We start from the raw sequence: 17,174 nt of genomic DNA on the forward strand, positions 1-17,174 counted from the left end.
CAGGCCGGCCGATCGGCGAGGAGAGACATCACGGCGTGATCGCGGGGCGTGGTGCTGTCAGCCGGCCTTCTTTGCCCGCGCCGGCGCGCGCACCGGCTTGTCGGCGGCCTTCTTCGGCGTGGTCGCAGCCTTCGCCGCAGCGTCCTTGCCGCCCTTGCCTGATATCGGCAGCAGCATCTCGCGCTGGCCCTCGACGCGCTTCTTCGGCTTCTTGGCCTTGGTGTCCTTGGCGGTCTCCTTGTCCGTGTCCCTGGCGACCTTCGCCGCGGGGGCCGCGTCCTTCTCGTTCGCGATGCTCTTCTTCAGCGCGTCCATCAAGCTGATGACGTTGCCGCCGGTCTTCGGTGCGGCCTTGGCGGTGATCGGCATGCCGCTGCGCTTCTTGTTGATGAGATCGATCAGAGCGGTCTCGTAATGATCCTCGAACAGCTCGGGCTCGAACGCGCCGGACTTCTTCTCGACGATGTGCTTGGCGAGGTCGAGCATGTCCCTCGTCAGCTTCACGTCCTGGATGTCGTCGAAATATTCCTTCTCGCTGCGGACCTCGTAGGGGTAGCGCAGCAGCGTGCCCATCAGCCCGTTCTCGAGCGGCTCCAGCGCGATGATGTGCTCGCGGTTGGTCAGCACCACGCGGCCGATCGCGACCTTGTCCATGCTGCGGATGGTCTCGCGGATCACCGCATAGGCGTCGTGGCCGACCTTGCCGTCCGGCACGAGGTAGTAGGGGCGGATCAGATAGCGGTTGTCGATGTCGGCCTTGGGCACGAACTCGTCGATCTCGATCGTGTGGGTGGAATCGAGCGCGATGTCGTCCAGCTCGTCCTTGGTGACCTCGATATAAGTGTCGGTGTCGACCTTGTAGCCCTTGACGATGTCCTCGGAGGTCACCTCGTCGCCGGTCTCGGCATCGACCTTGAGATACTTGATGCGGTGGCCGGTCTTGCGGTTGATCTGGTTGAACGAAACCTTCTCCGTATCCGAAGTAGCCGGATAGAGCGCGACCGGGCAGGTCACGAGCGACAGACGCAGAAAACCCTTCCAATTGGCGCGGGGGGCCATGGGCTACTCCAGACGCAACAGCGGACAAGCTTTGAGGATACCATCGCCCAGTTGCGAATCATAGCAACCGCCGGCGCGGAATCTTGCAACGGCGTTAATCGCCGCCTGCGCCGTGTTTGCTGGACCGGAACATCGCCCGAGATGACGCGTTGCCCCGGCAATTCATCGCCGAGGAGGTCGCGGCCATCCGACGCGACAGCCACAGATCGAGGTCACCATGGCAACCAGGCGAGAGCAGAACCGGATCGTCGAAACTCCGACCGAGGCGCGCCAGGGCGAGCCCGGACCTTCGGTGGCGGCGCTGCTCGCCATCTCGACCGGGCTTGCGATCCTGATCCTCGCCGTCGTCTGGTTCGTGTTCTTCCGGACCTGACGGCCGGATCAGCACGCCGGCACCTTCCGGCTCGCCGCGCGATGCGGCACGTTGCGCCCACCATGCCGCCGGCTCCTCCGGCGGCATGGTGGGCGCAGTCGCATTTGCGCGCGCCGGGTCGTACATGACCAAAAAGTAACGTAGCCCGGTTCCCTGCGTTCATATTCAGTTCACGCCCGAATTGCTCATCTGTGGCGGTGTTCATGTCGCCTGTTCTTGCAGCCTATCCTTGGAGAGAAGCGTGCGCCTGCTCGTTGTTGAGGACGACCCCGATCTCAATCGCCAGCTCACCAAGGCGCTGACCGACGCCGGCTATGTCGTCGATCGGGCTTTCGACGGGGAGGAGGGGCACTATCTCGGCGACAACGAGCCGTATGACGCCGTGGTGCTCGATATCGGCCTGCCGAAGAAGGACGGCATCTCGGTGCTGGAAGCCTGGCGCCGCAACGGCCGCACCATGCCGGTCCTGATCCTCACTGCACGCGACCGCTGGAGCGACAAGGTGCAGGGCTTCGATGCCGGCGCCGACGACTACGTCGCAAAGCCGTTCCACCTGGAGGAGGTGCTGGCGCGCATCCGCGCCCTGCTGCGCCGCTCCACCGGCCATGCCCAGAGCGAATTGACCTGCGGCCCGGTTACGCTCGACACCCGAACCGGCCGGGTCAGCGTGTCGGGCAATCCCATCAAGATGACCTCGCACGAATATCGGCTTCTGGCCTACTTGATGCACCATTCCGGGCGGGTGGTCTCGCGCACCGAGCTGGTCGAGCATCTCTACGACCAGGATTTCGACCGCGACTCCAACACCATCGAGGTCTTCGTCGGCCGCATCCGCAAGAAGCTCGACGTCGACATCATCCAGACCGTCCGCGGCCTGGGCTATCTCCTGACCCCGCCGCCGGCCCCGGGCGCCTGAGGCGTTCCGGCCTTTGAAGTATCTTGGCTTGACGGGAGGCCGAACAGGGCCCTTGGTCCGGTCATGACGTCCGACCACCTGCCATCCTGCGCCGCCCGGGATCATTCCGATGGCCGCTAGCTCGCTTGCGAACCGACTGTTCCTGTCGGCGACCGCCTGGCTCGTGGTGATCCTGGCCATCACAGGCGTGGTGCTGTCGTCAGTCTACAAGAACGCCACCGAGCGCGCCTTCGACCGCCGGCTCAATCTCTATCTGCGCACCCTCATCGCCGAGGTCGCAACGCCCGACGAGCCGCCGGACCGCCAGTTCCAGTCGCTTGGCGAGCCCCTGTTCGACCTGCCGCTGTCCGGCTGGTACTGGCAGATCACGCGGACCGACACCGAAAAGCCGGAAGTGCGCTCCTCGCGCTCGCTTTGGGACAAGAAGCTACCGAAGCTCGAAGAGCAGGGTGCCGAGCTCACCGCCGCCGGCATCCGCCTCGCCTATGTCGACGGGCCGGAAGGGCAGAATCTGCGCATGGTGGAACGGCCGGTCGATCTCGGTGCCGACGGCAAATTTCTGGTCAGCGTCGCCGGGGACGATACCGAGATTTTCGACGAGACACGCAGCTTCGACTACTATCTCGGCGGCACCTTCACGGCGCTCGGCATCGTGCTGCTGCTGACGACCGTGTTCCAGGTCCGTTTCGGCCTTGCACCGCTCAAGCGCATCTCGGACGCGATCGCCGACATCCGCTCCGGGCGGGCCGAACGGCTCGAGGGCGAATTCCCGGTCGAGATCGCGCCGCTGGCGCGCGAGACCAACGCGCTGATCGACGCCAATCGCGAGATCGTCGAGCGGGCGCGCACCCATGTCGGCAATCTCGCTCATGCGATCAAGACGCCGCTTTCGGTCATCGTCAACGAAGCCAGCGCGCATGCCGCCGATCCGTTCGCGGAGAAGGTGATGGAGCAGGCGGATGTGATGCGCGACCAGGTCGCCCATCATCTGGAGCGCGCCCGCATCGCGGCACGGGTCTCGGTGGTCGCGACCGTGACGGAGGTGGCGCCTGCCATCGAGGGGCTGCGGCGGACCATGGAGAAGATCCATCGCGACCGCGGCATCGTGGTCGAGGCCAAGGCCGATCCATCCGCCAAGTTCCGGGGCGAGCGGCAGGATCTTGAGGAGATGGTCGGCAATCTCGTCGACAATGCCTGCAAATGGGCGGCCTCCCGCGTCCTCATTGAGGTCCTGGTCGAGCCGCAACAGCGGGCCGGCGCCGGCCCGCGTTTGCGGGTCATCGTCGACGACGACGGCCGTGGTCTGTCGGAAGCCGAGCGCGCCCAGGTCGCCCGGCGCGGCAAGCGCCTCGACGAGTCCAAGCCCGGGTCGGGACTGGGGCTGTCGATCGTGACCGACCTCGCGGCCCTCTATGGCGGCAGCCTTTCGCTCGGCAGCGCTCCGACTGGGGGTCTGCGCGCCGAGCTGGTTCTTCCCGGACTATAATCCCTTGTTTCGACGACAATTTCCGGCGCGGCCGAGGCTCCTCCAGCGAAGCATGGGAGGCATTCGAGGCAGCTTCCTAAACGGCTTCTTAAGTGGGGACCCCCTATGATCGCGCCGGACCCATCCCATGTCCGCCATTTTACCGTGCATTACCCGGGCGCATGAGCCAGACATCGATCGAGCGGCTGAGGGAATATCTCGCGCAGCTCCCGCCGCAGTCGCAGGCACTGCTGATGCGGGAGTTCGAGCGTGCGCTGGAGCGCGGCCAGGACACGGCGGTGGCCACCCTCGTGCTCGAGCAGCTGCGCAAGATCGTCCGCAAGAGCGAGGCCGACGAGGCTTTGCCGCCGCGCACGGACGATCTGTCGCGGCTCCTATTCCAGGTGTTGGAACCGTTCCTCGTCGAAGCGGGCACTCCTGTCAGGGCCGGCCAGATTCGCCGCTCCTCGCTGCAGCCGATCTGGCAGTGGCTTGGCCGTGACGGCGCACCGGACAAGGTGAACGAATTCGAGGCGGCGCTGGCGCGCATGCCGGCGGACAGTGCTGGGCAGGTCGAAGCCCTGGCGCAGAAGCTTCAGGCGGTGGCCGCGGACGCCATCTTCGAGCTGACGGGGCCGGGCGGCGGCGACAAGTCGCGGGCGCTGGCCCGGGTCGGACCGCCCAACGTGATCGAGGATCTCTATTCGATCGGTGCGGTGCTCCAGGTCCGGGACGCCATTGCGACATTGAACGAGAAATTACCGCGCACCTTGCGGGCCTTCGGGGATTCCCAGATCGCCTCGGTGACGTCGGCGCTCAACATTCCGGCGCTTCAGACGCCGCAGATGCTGCCTTTCGCCTTGTCGATCGTCGTGCAGCGGATGACCGCGCCCTGGCAGATCATCCGCCTTGCGGTCAAGATAGCGGCGTCCGATGACGAGATCCGCGTCGCGGCGACGCCCTACGGTATGGCCGTCCCGATGGCCCTGCACGATTTGTCCTGCGTCGCCGCGGTCCTGCGCATGGACATCAAGCGCGGCCATTTCGACAATGTCGCCGGCAACCTCAAGACGCTGCACGACGGCGTGCGCGGACTGCGCACCGAGCTCGACCTGCGCAACGATTCGACCTGGGGCAAGCAACTGACGTCGATCCGGGCCGACATCTCCAATGCGCTGCAGTCCGAGATCGACAGCGTTCCCGGCCGCGTCCGCCGCATCCTGCGCCAGCGCCCCGAAAAGGACATTCCGCCGGGCGCGCGGATCGACAGCACCGAAGTCGAGGAAACGGTGGCACTGATCGACTTCGTCGCGACGTGCCGCAACTATGCGAGCGAGCTTGCGATCAACGAGGTGACGCTGCGTACCTTCTCCGATCTCCAGCAATATGTGGAACGGTCGACCGAGCAGCTGGTGCAGTCGCTGCGTGCCGCCGATCACAAGGTCCGCACCTATCGGCAGCAGCAGGTGCAGGCCGCGATCCGCTTCTGCCAGGTGCTGTTCGGCGACGATTACGCCTCATTGATGAGCCGGGCCGCCGAAAATGCACTCACGGGCGAGCGCAAATCGTCGCGCGCAGGCTGATCGGCGCGCATTTTTCCTGATCACAATTTTAAGTTGACGACGCCGATGGCGCACCGTACTTTCGCGGTGCAAGTCTGGAAATTTCCATCTGTAGGCGCATGAAACCGGTCATCAGCTCGATTGAAATTGAGAACCGCGTCATCGTTGCCAAGTATCAACGGCTGATGGTTGGAGCCAAGGTGGTGCTGGTCGAGAAGGCCAGCGATCGGCAGCTGCCTGAGACCGCCACCAGGGTTGCATCTCGGGTTCCGGTCGGAGCGCTGCGCATCAGATTGCCGGATGCAATCAAGCCGGGAACATACTTCCTAAAGGCCTTCGACGGGCACGGCGAGCAGGCCGCGCAAAGTGTCGACTTCGAGATCGGCTAAGCCGTTGGATTTTCACCTTTTCGGCACTACATGCGGTTGCGCCGCCTTGACAATTGTCAATTGCCGCATCGTCCGGCCGTGGTGTAAAGGCACCTACAGGCGCGGTTCGGGCGCCGCCGGAAGCTTGCCAGATGACGCTATGGTTCGTGTTCGCGCTGATGACGGTCGCGGCGATTTTCGCCGTGCTCTTGCCGCTTGGCCGCACCAGCCGCGCACAAGATCAGGGCAGCGAGGTCGCGGTCTACAAGGACCAGCTGGCCGAGATCGAGCGTGATCTCGCCGCAGGGTTGATCTTGGCGCCGGAGGCGGAGGCTGCGCGCGTCGAGGTCAGCCGCAGGCTGCTCGCGGCGGCGGCCAGCGAGCCGGCAACGGCGCCGAAGTCGAACCTCAAATGGCGCCGTGCGGCGGCCGTGCTGGCGCTTGCCGGACTGCCGCTCATCGCGGCCGGCGTCTACATGCCACTCGGCTCGCCCCGGCTGCAGGACTTTCCCCTTGCGCAGCGGGAGCGCGGGGGTGGCATGGCGCAGTCGCTCGAGAACCTCGTCGTGCAGGTCGAGCAGCATCTTGAGAAGAATCCGACGGACGGGCGCGGCTGGAACGTGCTCGCGCCGGTTCTGGAGCGGCTCGGCCGCTTCGACGACGCGGTGCGCGCCTATCGCAACTCGCTCACCTACAATGGCGAAAGCGCGGAGCGCAGGTCCGATCTCGGCGAAGCGATCTCGGCTGCCGCCGGCGGCGTGGTGACCGCCGAGGCCAAGGCCGAATTCGAGCGCGCACACGCCTTGAACGCCGACGATCCCAAGGCGAATTACTTTCTGGGCCTTGCCGCCGAGCAGGACGGCCGCAAGGACGACGCGGCCAATATCTGGCGCGCGCTGCTTGCGAAAGCGCCTGCGGATGCGCCGTGGCGTGCCCTGGTGCAGTCCTCGCTGGCGCGGGTCGGTGGGGGCGGCACGCTGCCGGCGCTGTCCGACGAGACGATTGCTGCCTCCAAGGACATGGCCGAAACCGATCGCAACGCCATGGTGCGCGGCATGGTCGATCGTCTCGCGACGCGGCTGAAACAGAACGGCGACGATGTCGAGGGCTGGCTGCGTCTGGTGCGCGCCTATCTCGTGATGGGCGAGCGGGACAAGGCAATGGGCGCTTCGGCCGATGCCCGGCAGGCGGTTGCCAGCAACGCCGAGCGGCTGCGCCAGCTCAACGAAGGCCTGAAGACTCTCGGGATCGGCGGATGATTTCGGGACGACAGATGCGGAGAACGGATACGCCATGACGCGCAAGCAGCGACGTATGACCATCATCGGCGGATCGCTCGCCGTGCTCGCGCTCGCGGCCGCGCTGGTGCTCAACGCGCTGCGCGACTCCATCGTGTTCTTCTCGACCCCGACCATGGTCGCCGAGAAGCATGTCGAGCCCGGCAAGCGGTTTCGCCTCGGCGGCCTGGTGCAGCCCGGCTCGCTCCAGCGCGGCGACAATCTTGCGGTGACGTTCGAGGTCGCCGACGGCAACGCCAAGCTGCCGGTCGCCTTCAAAGGCATTCTGCCCGATCTGTTCCGCGAAGGGCAGGGCGTCGTCGCGGAAGGCGCACTCGATGCCAACGGCGTGTTCAAGGCCGATACCGTCCTTGCCAAGCACGACGAGACCTACATGCCCAAGGACGTCGCCGATGCCCTGAAGAAGCAGGGGCACTGGAAGGACGATTACGGTCCCCAAGGTTCCGGCACCCAAGCTTCTGGCGCTGCCACCCCCGCGGCGACGACCGCGCAGGGTAATCCGCAGGGAGCGGTGCGGTGATCGCGGAATCAGGACATTACGCGCTGGTGCTGGCGCTCGCCCTCGCACTGATCCAGTCCGTCGTGCCGCTGATCGGCGCGCGCCTTGGCGACGCCGCCCTGATGAACGTGGCGCGCTCGACCGCACTGGCTCAGCTGCTGTTCGTCGGCGCCTCGTTCACGACGCTGGTGATGCTGCACGTGAACTCGGATTTCTCCGTCGCCAACGTCTACGAGAATTCCCACTCGATGAAGCCGCTGCTCTACAAGATTACCGGCGTGTGGGGAAACCATGAAGGCTCGATGCTGCTGTGGGTGTTGATCCTCGCGCTGTTCGGCGGCTTGGTCGCCAGCTTCGGCAATAATCTGCCGCTCTCGCTGCGCGCGCATGTGCTGGCTGTGCAGGCCTGGGTCGCCAGCGCGTTCTACCTCTTCATCCTGATGACATCGAACCCTTTCCTGCGCATCGCCAGCCCGCCGATCGAAGGACGCGATCTCAATCCCGTGCTTCAGGACATCGGTCTCGCCGTGCATCCCCCGATGCTCTATCTCGGCTATGTCGGCTTCTCGATCTCGTTCTCCTTCGCGATCGCGGCGCTGATGGAGGGACGGATCGATGCGGCCTGGGCGCGCTGGGTGCGGCCCTGGACGCTGGTCGCCTGGATCTTCCTGACCCTCGGCATCGCCATGGGCTCGTACTGGGCCTATTACGAGCTCGGCTGGGGCGGCTGGTGGTTCTGGGATCCGGTGGAGAACGCTTCGCTGATGCCGTGGCTCGCCGGCACCGCGCTCTTGCATTCGGCGCTGGTGATGGAGAAGCGCAACGCGCTGAAGGTCTGGACCATCCTGCTCTCGATCCTGACCTTCTCGCTGTCGCTGCTCGGCACCTTTCTGGTGCGCTCGGGCGTCATCACCTCGGTGCACGCCTTCGCCACCGATCCGACCCGCGGCGTGTTCATCCTCTTGATCCTGTGCCTGTTCATCGGCGGCAGCCTGTCGCTGTTCGCGGGCCGCGCCACCTCGCTGAAGCAGGGCGGCCTGTTCGCGCCGATCTCGCGCGAGGGCGCGCTAGTGCTGAACAATCTGCTGCTCACCGTGGCCTGCGCGGTGGTGCTGTTCGGCACGCTCTATCCGCTCGCGATGGAGATGCTCACCGATTTCAAGATGTCGGTCGGCGCACCCTTCTACAATCTGAGCTTCGCGCCGCTGTTCGCGCTGCTGCTGCTCGCGGTGCCGTTCGGGCCGATGCTGGCGTGGAAGCGCGGCGACCTGCTCGGCGTGATGCAACGTCTGCTCGCGGCCGGCGTTGCCGGACTGGTCGTGGTCGCCATCGTCTGGGCCTGGGTGCGGGGCGGCAGCGCGCTGGCGCCGCTCGCGATCGGCCTCGGCGTCTTCGTCATCGCCGGCGCGGTCACCGATCTGGTCGAGCGGACGGGCCTGGTGCGCCTGCCGTTCGCAACGGTGCTGCACCGGGCGCGCGGCCTGCCGCGCTCGGCCTGGGGCACCGCGTTCGCGCATGCCGGCCTCGGCGTTGCGCTGATCGGGATCGTCTGCGAGACCACCTGGAACAGCGAATACATCGCGACCATGAAACCGAACGAGACTGCCCATGTCGCCGGCTACGATCTGAAGCTCGACGGACTGTTTCAACGCCAGGGCCCGAACTACCGCGAGATGATCGCAGAGTTCAAGATCAGCCGCGATGGCGAGGCGGTCACGGTGATGACGCCGTCCAAGCGCAGCTTCACCACCCGCGGCTCCTCGACGACGGAGGCCGCGCTGTTGACCAGCGGCGCGAGCCAGCTCTACGTCTCGCTCGGCGACGCCACCGCCGAAGGCGCCATCGCCGTGCGCATCTATCACAAGCCGCTGGTTCTCCTGATCTGGTGGGGACCGGTGCTGATGGCGTTCGGCGGCGTGCTCTCACTCTCCGACCGCCGTCTGCGGGTCGGCGCGCCGAAGCCGGCGCGGGCCAAGCAGCGCCTCCAGCCCGCGGAATGACCCGATGCGCCGGATGATGGCCGCGTTCATCGCGTTGGTGTTGCTGGCTTTGCCGGCGGCCCACGCCGTGCAGCCCGACGAGATCATGCCGGATCCGGTGAAGGAATCGCGCGCGCGCGAATTGTCGCGCGAGCTTCGCTGCATGGTTTGCCAGAATCAGTCGATCGACGATTCCGATGCGCCGCTGGCACGCGATCTCAGACTGCTGGTGCGCGAGCGCATCGCGGCCGGCGACAGCAATTCGCAGGTGCTCGATTTCCTGGTGGCGCGGTACGGCGAGTTCGTGCTGCTCAAGCCGCGCTTCGAGCTGCAGACCCTGCTGCTGTGGCTGCTCGGGCCGGTGCTGCTGATCGGCGGCGGCCTGGCGCTGTGGCTGCAAATCCGCCGCCGCTCGCGAACTGGTGTGGACGTACCGGCACCGCCGCTCACGCCCGACGAGAAGGCACGGCTCGCGGCCTTGATGTCGGACGAACCCAAATCGCCCTGAAGCCGTCTACGTCGTGCCACGCAGTGCGCGGCAACGGCTGCGTGGTTCATGCTAAATTGACCTTTGTCTGGAAGCTTGTCGCGAGATTTGATTCCAGCTCCTGAGTCCCCCGATGTTCGCGAACAGCAATCTGACGATCCGCTTCCTGGTCGGCGCCGTCGTCGCTGCGTTATTGTTCCTGCTTGGCATCGGCGGCGGCACCGGCTTCATCGCGGTCCTCTATCTCAACAACGAGATCACCAGCCTGTCCTCGAACTTCGCCGCGCTGAGCGGCCCGGCGCGCGACCATGCCATGCAGATCTACCAGCAGGCGCAGACCGCGTTTTCTTATTTCCTGGTCGCCTGCGGCGTGATCGCCGTCGTCGCTTTCGCGATCTGCTTCACCACCTGGTTCGCCGTGCGCAACGGCATCCTCAATCCCCTCGCGGCCATCGTGCATGCCATGCGCGAGGTTGCCGACCAGAAGTTCGAGACATCAGTCCCGGGGCTCGGCCGCACCAACGAGATCGGCCTGCTCGCCGGTGCGCTGGAGGTGTTCAAGACCAACGGCATCGAGCGGCGCCGCCTCTCCGAGCAGCAGCTGCATGAAGCGCAGCATCAGGCCGAGCGGTCGAAATTCCTCGATAACAGGATCAAGCGCTTCAACGATCTCGTCGCCAGTGTCGTCGCCAGCGTGGCGTCATCGGCCGTGCATCTGAAGACCAACGCGGAGACGGTGTCGCGGACCGCCAACGACACCAGCACCAAGGCCAATGCGGTCGCGAGCGCGGCGAGCCAGGCCAGCGCCAGCGTGCAGACGGTTGCAGGGTCCGCCGAGGCGATGACGAACTCGATCGGCACGATCAGCCGCCGCGTCACGGACGCGACACAGCGCGCCGAAGGCGCTGCAAGCCAGGCGGAGAAGAGCCGCGATACCATTCACACGCTGTCGGATGCCGCCGAAAAGATCGGTGAGGTCGTCCAGCTCGTCCAGGCGATCGCATCGCAGACCAATCTCCTGGCGCTCAACGCCACCATCGAGGCGGCACGGGCCGGCGAAGCGGGCAAGGGGTTTGCGGTGGTCGCCTCGGAAGTGAAGAACCTGGCGCATCAGACCAGCAAGGCGACGGAGGAGATCACCTCGCAGGTCGCCAGCATTCAGGGCATCACCGCGGAGACCCGCGGCGCGATCGACGGCATTTCCAGGACGCTGTCGGAGATCTCGTCGATCATGTCAGGCATCGAGGTCGACACAGCCCAGCAGCGCAACGCCACACAGGAGATCACGCGCAGCGCCCAGGACGCCGCGCGCGGAACCCTCGACGTCTCCAACCATATCGTCCAGATCACCTCCACCTCGGCCGAGACCGGCCGCATGGCGGCCGAAGCCAGGGATTCGGCCGTCGATCTGTCGCGGCAGGCCGAGACCTTGAAGCGCGAAGTCGACGAGTTCATCGTCAGTGTCAGGGCGAGCTGAGGGGCCAGAATTCGCGCCTGCCGCCTTGTCGGGGAACTCGATTAAGTTCCTGTAAGACCACGATTTTTGGCCTGTGCTAAACTGCCGCATCGGCCTCGACCATCATTACGAAAGTTTAACCCCGCCGCCAGCGCGCGGTAAGGCGGGAGTCCCCATCTTCAGGTCCGCAAGGTGCCGGCATCCGGCACCAACAGGAATTCAGGGCTCTGGAGATTTCCGCATGAACGATCGTATCGACCTTTCGAACCTCCCGTCCTACCGGCAGCCGCGCCGGTCGGTGTTTTCCGCGCGCAAGCTCGCGCTGATGGCTTCCGTCGTCGCCGGTCTCGGCGCGGCCGTCTATGGCTTCAGCCCGTCGACCTCGCCGGCCGACCTGTTCTCCAGCCCGGCGCATGCGCAGGTCAACAACGAGGTCCGCAAGGTCGAGCGTCCGGTCGGATTCGCCGACGTCGTCGAGCGCGTGAAGCCTTCGGTGATCTCGGTCAAGGTCAACATGAAGGAGAAGACCGCCAGCAATGACGACGGCGACGATTCCTCCTCGCCGTTCCAGCCGGGCTCGCCGATGGAGCGCTTCTTCCGCCGCTTCGGTGGTCCGGATGGTTTGCCCCCCGGCCTGAAGGGCGGCCGTGGCCGCGTCGTGCAGGGGCAGGGCTCCGGCTTTTTCATCTCGGCTGACGGCTATGCCGTGACCAACAACCACGTGGTCGATGGCGCCGACAAGGTCGAGGTTACCACCGACGACGGCAAGACCTACACCGCCAAGGTGATCGGCACCGACCAGCGCACCGACCTCGCGCTGATCAAGGTCGAAGGCAGCACGAACTTCCCGTTCGCCAAGCTCGCCGACAGCAAACCGCGGATCGGCGACTGGGTGCTCGCGGTCGGCAATCCCTTCGGTCTCGGCGGCACCGTGACCGCGGGCATCGTCTCGGCGAGCGGCCGCGACATCGGCAACGGCCCGTATGACGATTTCATCCAGATCGACGCGCCCGTGAACAAGGGTAATTCCGGCGGTCCGGCCTTCGACACCAACGGCGAGGTGATGGGCGTCAACACCGCGATCTACTCGCCCTCCGGCGGCAGCGTCGGCATCGCGTTCTCGATCCCGGCCAACACCGTCAAGAGCGTGGTTGCGCAGCTCAAGGACAAGGGCTCGGTCAGCCGCGGCTGGATCGGCGTCCAGATCCAGCCCGTCACCTCCGACATCGCCGACAGCCTCGGCATGAAGAAGGCCGAAGGCGCGCTGGTGGCGGAGCCGCAGGCCAACGGTCCGGCCGCGAAGGCCGGCATCGAGTCCGGCGACGTGATCACCGCGGTCAACGGCGACCCCGTCAAGGATGCCCGCGAGCTCGCCCGCACGATCGGCGGCATGGCGCCCGGCGCGTCCGTGAAGCTCAATGTGCTGCACAAGGGCCAGGACAAGGTCGTCAACCTCACCCTCGGCCAGTTGCCGAATACGGTCGAGGCCAAGGCCGATACCGACAAGGACAGCGGCAAGGGCGCCAGCAAGGGCACCGACGTGCCGAAGCTCGGCATGACCGTTGCGCCGGCCAATTCCGTGGCCGGTGCCGGCAAGGAAGGCGTCGTGGTCACCGAGGTCGATCCGAAGAGCGCGGCGGCCGAACGCGGCTTCAAGGAAGGCGACGTGATCCTCGAGGTCGGTGGCAAGAGCGTGGCGACCGCCGGCGAAGTCCGCGACGCCATCAATGCGGCGCGGACCGACAACAAGAACAGCGTCCTGATGCGCGTGAAGAGCGGCGGCCAGTCGCGCTTCGTCGCGGTGCCCATCGCCAAGGGCTGAGGCCTTCAGGAGGCCCACGAGATGAAGGGTACCGCCGGCATCAGTCGCCCCCGCCGCCGGTGCCCTTCGGGGAAGCAGCGCAACGCTGGCTTCCCTCATCTACCTTCCGGTGGAATTACGCCCCCCTCCGTCGGAAGGCCTAGGGCGGTGAGGTCCCCCCAGCCTCACCGCCCGCCTTTTTCCCGCTTCGAGCCTCTCCTGCTCGGCTTGCATGCGGTTGTCGCTCGCGCCATGTTTAGAGAAGGTTGACCTCCTTGACCGCCGCCGAACGCACGATGCGCCTCCTCATCATCGAAGACGACCGCGAATCCGCCGACTACCTCGCCAAGGCGTTTCGCGAAGTCGGACACATCGCCGACCACGCCGCCGACGGCGAGGAAGGCCTCGCCATGGCCGAGAACGGCGAATACGACGTGCTGGTGGTCGACCGCATGCTGCCCAAGCGCGACGGCCTGTCGCTGATCGGCGCATTGCGCGACAAGGGCAATACGACGCCGGTGCTGATTCTCTCCGCGCTCGGGCAGGTCGATGACCGCATCAAGGGTCTGCGCGCGGGCGGCGACGATTATCTGCCGAAACCCTATTCCTTCGCCGAGCTGCTGGCCCGCGTCGAAGTGCTGTCGCGCCGCCGCGGCGGTCCCGCCGAGGAGACGCTTTATCGCGTCGGCGATCTCGAGCTCGACCGGCTCTCGCATCGCGTCGCCCGCGGCAAGGACGAGCTGACGCTGCAGCCGCGCGAATTTCGCCTGCTCGAATATTTGATGAAGCACGCCGGCCAGGTGGTGACGCGGACCATGCTGCTGGAGAATGTCTGGGACTATCATTTCGATCCGCAAACCAACGTCATCGACGTGCACATCTCGCGGCTGCGCTCCAAGATCGACAAGGGCTTCGAGCGCCCGCTGCTGCACACGATCCGCGGCGCCGGATACATGATCCGTGACGGCATGAGATAGGGCGTTCGGCGTCGATCTACGGCGCGCCTGCAATCATCGGCTGCGTCTTCATTTGCACCGCCGTCCGAGGGTTGCGGGCGATACTGGCCTAACGCCTCGTCCGATGGCAAGAATATCCGACGTGTGGTAGTGGACGTTTCACCGGGGTGAATCCGTCCACGATCAGGAAGGATATTCAAGCTTGCAAGTCGCCGCCTTCCCGTCCGACCGAGCTGAAGAGATCCTCGTGTCGGCTTCCAAGCTGTTTGCCCGCCATAGCTATGCGAATGTGACGATGGAGCAGGTCGCAGCATCGGTTCGATCGGTGCCGGGAGCGCTGTACCACTACTTCCGCGACAAGGAAGACCTGATCTTTCACTGCTACCTGCGCGGTCTTGCGATCTACAGGCACGAAATCGAGACGGCGGCCGAACCCGGGATAGACGGGCTCGAAATCGTCAGGCGCTTCATAAGAGCCCGGCTGCGGCCTGAAGGCCAGCGCATGATCCTGTTCTCCGACATCGATGCACTGGCTGCGTCTTACAGCAAAGACGTGCATGCCAGGCGCTGGCAGAATGCCGCGCTGCTCGCCGACTTTCTGAAGCGTGGCATTGCCGACGGCTCGATTGCCTGCGAGGAGCCGCTCCTTACGGCCGTCGCCCTCATCTCCATCCTGGATTGGGTTCCGTTCTGGTTCTCCGAGCGCGATTATTATTCGCGCCAGCAGGCGATTGATGCCATTGACGACATCATCACGCATGGGGTGTATCGGCGTGAGATTGCCTTACCGGACATGCCTGAAGCGCCGAGCCTGGCACCATTTCTCCAGTCCCGCTCGAAATTGAACAAGCGCGCCGCGAAGCTGGACAGGATGCTCTCGATTGCTTCGGACAGTTTCAATCGCAGGGGCGCGTCCGGTACGTCGCTCGAGAGCATCGCGGCGGAGGCAGGCATGACCCGCGCCGGCATCTATTATCATTTCAGCGAGAAGGAGCGCCTCTTGCTGGCTTGCCTGCGAAGAGGTCTGGCCGGTGAGATCGGGATTCGAGAATATTTGCAGGACCTGAGGCTCGGGGCGTTCGATTACGTCGTCCAGAGAGTCCGCCTGTTGTTGATGCTGCACGATACCCCTTGCGGCCCGAAGGCGACCTACCACAACATCAACTATCTCAACGACGTTGACCGCAAGCACTATGTCAGGCAGGTGCTCGCAACGATCCAGCAGGACCAGAGAAACCACCAGTGTTGGATCGACGAGGGATACTTCCGCAGCGTCGACACTTACTTCGCCGAACGCGTTCTGACTGGAATGGGCCACTGGTACCCGATCTGGTTCAGGGACGAGCGGAGCTGGTCTCCGATGCAGATTGCCGATTATTTTTCGCGGCTGTTCCTTTTGGGGCTCAAGTCCCGTCGGGGAGTGGTATAAAGCAACCGATCTGAGACCCTGATCGCGCTCTTCATCCTTTCCCGTTCGGACTTGATGACAGCCGCAGATTGAGCGCGGCTTTGATCCCAAAAGTTGCCTGTGAATTCAATATTCCGGACGGCGCGCGGCAATCTTCACGTTGAGGCCGCAATTACTTCTTGCACCGAAACTTTACACAGTATTCAATATTGGAGTAGCGAAGAGTGGGCGCGACCGACGTTGTGAGTCAGCTTCGATCGCCAAGGACAAGAACATACAAAAGGGAGAAGGCCAGGATGCACAAGCTCGCAATTGCTGCGGCGGCAGCGCTGACGATGCTCGGAGGAGCGGCATTCGCGCAGGAAACAATCAAGTTCGGCTACATCGATCCGCTGTCCGGCGGTGGCGCCAGCATCGGTGAAGGCGGCTTGAAGACGTTCCAGTATCTGGCTGACGAGATCAACGCCAAGGGCGGCATATTGGGCCGCAAGATCGAGATTCTGCCTCTCGACAACAAGACCAACCCGCAGGAAAGCCTGGTGCAGGCGCAGAAGGCCATCGATGCCGGCGCCCGCTTCATCACGCAAGGCAACGGCTCGTCGGTCGCCGCAGCGCTGTCCGACTTCGTTACCAAGAACAACACGCGCAATCCCGGCAAGGAAGTGCTCTACTTCAACTATGCCGCCGTAGATCCGAGCCTGACCAACGAAAAGTGCAGCTACTGGCATTTTCGCTGGGATGCGAGCTCCGACATCAAGATGGAAGCGCTCACCAGCTACATGAAGGATGTCCCCGCGATCAAGAAGGTGTACCTGATCAACCAGGACTACTCCTTCGGCCAGTCGGTGCGTGCGGATGCGCGCAAGATGCTGGGCGCCAAGCGGCCCGACATCCAAATCGTCGGTGACGAACTGCATCCGCTGTTGAAGATCACCGACTTCTCGCCTTATATCGCCAAGATCAAGGCTTCGGGCGCCGATAGCGTCGTGACCGGCAACTGGGGCCAGGACATCGCACTGCTGCTCAAAGCAGCGGCGGACGCCGGCCTGAAGGTCAATTGGTACACCTACTATGCCGGCGGCGCTGGTGGTCCGACCGCAATCAAGCAGACCGGTCTCGACCATCAGGTCTTCCAGATCACCGAGGGCTTTGCCAATTCCGGCCACCAGCCGGCGATGGACTTCGAAAAGACCTTCCGTGCCAAGGTCAACATGTCGCTTTGGTATCCGCGCGCCGTCAACGAGATGCGCATGTTCAAGGCCGCGGCCGAGAAGGCCAACTCGCTCGACCCGGTGAAGGTCGCGGCTGCCCTCGAGGATCTCAAGTTCGAGGTGCTGGATGGCGGTGAGGGCGTCATGCGCAAGGACGATCACCAGTTCTTCCAGCCGATCTACATCTCCTCCTTCGGCAAGCTCGCTGCAGACGAGCCGTTCGACGAGGAAGGCACCGGCTGGGGATGGCATCTGGTTTCCAAGATCGACACATCCAAGACGATGGTTCCCACAACCTGCAAGATGACCCGGCCGTAAGCCTGGAATAGCTTTGCC

At 64.6% G+C, this 17,174-nt stretch carries 15 protein-coding genes; 14 read left to right on the forward strand and 1 reads right to left on the reverse strand.

The window, feature by feature from the left end; all coding sequences use genetic code 11:
* Positions 1-57: 57 nt before the first annotated feature.
* A complete protein-coding gene (locus tag I6F36_RS17340; RefSeq protein WP_036005804.1) occupies positions 58-1,059 on the reverse strand; it encodes a Ku protein in 1,002 nt (333 codons plus the stop codon).
* 217 nt (positions 1,060-1,276) lie between these two features.
* Here I6F36_RS17340 and I6F36_RS17345 point away from each other — a divergent pair, with 217 nt between their 5' ends.
* The 14 genes from I6F36_RS17345 to I6F36_RS17410 all read left to right on the forward strand — a co-directional run bounded on the left by I6F36_RS17345 (position 1,277) and on the right by I6F36_RS17410 (position 17,156).
* Entirely contained in the window at positions 1,277-1,432 is a 156-nt protein-coding gene (locus tag I6F36_RS17345) for a hypothetical protein (protein ID WP_167361642.1), read from the forward strand.
* Between the two features lie 241 nt (positions 1,433-1,673).
* Positions 1,674-2,348: a response regulator transcription factor gene (locus I6F36_RS17350; RefSeq protein ID WP_036005801.1), complete on the forward strand. Its 675-nt coding sequence runs from the start codon at positions 1,674-1,676 to the stop codon at positions 2,346-2,348.
* A gap of 109 nt (positions 2,349-2,457) precedes the next feature.
* Positions 2,458-3,834 carry a sensor histidine kinase gene (locus I6F36_RS17355; protein ID WP_109144361.1) on the forward strand — a complete coding sequence of 459 codons (1,377 nt, stop codon included), beginning with the start codon at positions 2,458-2,460 and terminating at the stop codon, positions 3,832-3,834.
* 161 nt (positions 3,835-3,995) lie between these two features.
* Complete coding sequence (locus tag I6F36_RS17360; protein ID WP_225171838.1) at positions 3,996-5,396, forward strand: hypothetical protein; 1,401 nt, start codon at positions 3,996-3,998, stop codon at positions 5,394-5,396.
* A 98-nt stretch (positions 5,397-5,494) separates the two neighbouring features.
* A complete protein-coding gene (locus I6F36_RS17365) occupies positions 5,495-5,764 on the forward strand; it encodes a hypothetical protein (RefSeq protein ID WP_057027207.1) in 270 nt (89 codons plus the stop codon).
* Positions 5,765-5,895: 131 nt separating this feature from the next.
* A complete protein-coding gene (gene ccmI, locus I6F36_RS17370; protein ID WP_036005789.1) occupies positions 5,896-7,002 on the forward strand; it encodes a c-type cytochrome biogenesis protein CcmI in 1,107 nt (368 codons plus the stop codon).
* 34 nt (positions 7,003-7,036) lie between these two features.
* On the forward strand, positions 7,037-7,561 hold the full coding sequence (gene ccmE / locus I6F36_RS17375; RefSeq protein WP_225127177.1) for a cytochrome c maturation protein CcmE: 525 nt from the start codon (positions 7,037-7,039) through the stop codon (positions 7,559-7,561).
* Positions 7,558-9,540: a heme lyase CcmF/NrfE family subunit gene (locus I6F36_RS17380; RefSeq protein WP_225171839.1), complete on the forward strand. Its 1,983-nt coding sequence runs from the start codon at positions 7,558-7,560 to the stop codon at positions 9,538-9,540. The genes ccmE and I6F36_RS17380 overlap by 4 nt, the downstream gene beginning before the upstream one ends.
* A gap of 4 nt (positions 9,541-9,544) precedes the next feature.
* Positions 9,545-10,027 carry a cytochrome c-type biogenesis protein gene (locus tag I6F36_RS17385; protein WP_036005780.1) on the forward strand — a complete coding sequence of 161 codons (483 nt, stop codon included), beginning with the start codon at positions 9,545-9,547 and terminating at the stop codon, positions 10,025-10,027.
* Positions 10,028-10,139: 112 nt separating this feature from the next.
* Positions 10,140-11,483, forward strand: a complete 1,344-nt coding sequence (locus I6F36_RS17390; protein WP_225171840.1) for a methyl-accepting chemotaxis protein — start codon at positions 10,140-10,142, stop codon at positions 11,481-11,483.
* Positions 11,484-11,703: 220 nt separating this feature from the next.
* Positions 11,704-13,284: a Do family serine endopeptidase gene (locus I6F36_RS17395; protein WP_036005773.1), complete on the forward strand. Its 1,581-nt coding sequence runs from the start codon at positions 11,704-11,706 to the stop codon at positions 13,282-13,284.
* A 275-nt stretch (positions 13,285-13,559) separates the two neighbouring features.
* Positions 13,560-14,240, forward strand: coding sequence for a response regulator transcription factor (locus I6F36_RS17400; RefSeq protein ID WP_036023302.1), 681 nt, complete (start codon positions 13,560-13,562; stop codon positions 14,238-14,240).
* Between the two features lie 181 nt (positions 14,241-14,421).
* Positions 14,422-15,648: a TetR family transcriptional regulator gene (locus tag I6F36_RS17405; protein ID WP_225171841.1), complete on the forward strand. Its 1,227-nt coding sequence runs from the start codon at positions 14,422-14,424 to the stop codon at positions 15,646-15,648.
* Positions 15,649-15,923: 275 nt separating this feature from the next.
* The gene (locus tag I6F36_RS17410; protein ID WP_036005770.1) at positions 15,924-17,156 is read left to right on the forward strand and encodes a branched-chain amino acid ABC transporter substrate-binding protein; all 1,233 of its coding nucleotides are present in this window, start codon (positions 15,924-15,926) and stop codon (positions 17,154-17,156) included.
* The last annotated feature ends 18 nt before the right edge of the window (positions 17,157-17,174 follow it).

It is taken from the genome of Bradyrhizobium sp. BRP19, from assembly GCF_020194195.1.
GTDB lineage: Bacteria > Pseudomonadota > Alphaproteobacteria > Rhizobiales > Xanthobacteraceae > Bradyrhizobium > Bradyrhizobium yuanmingense.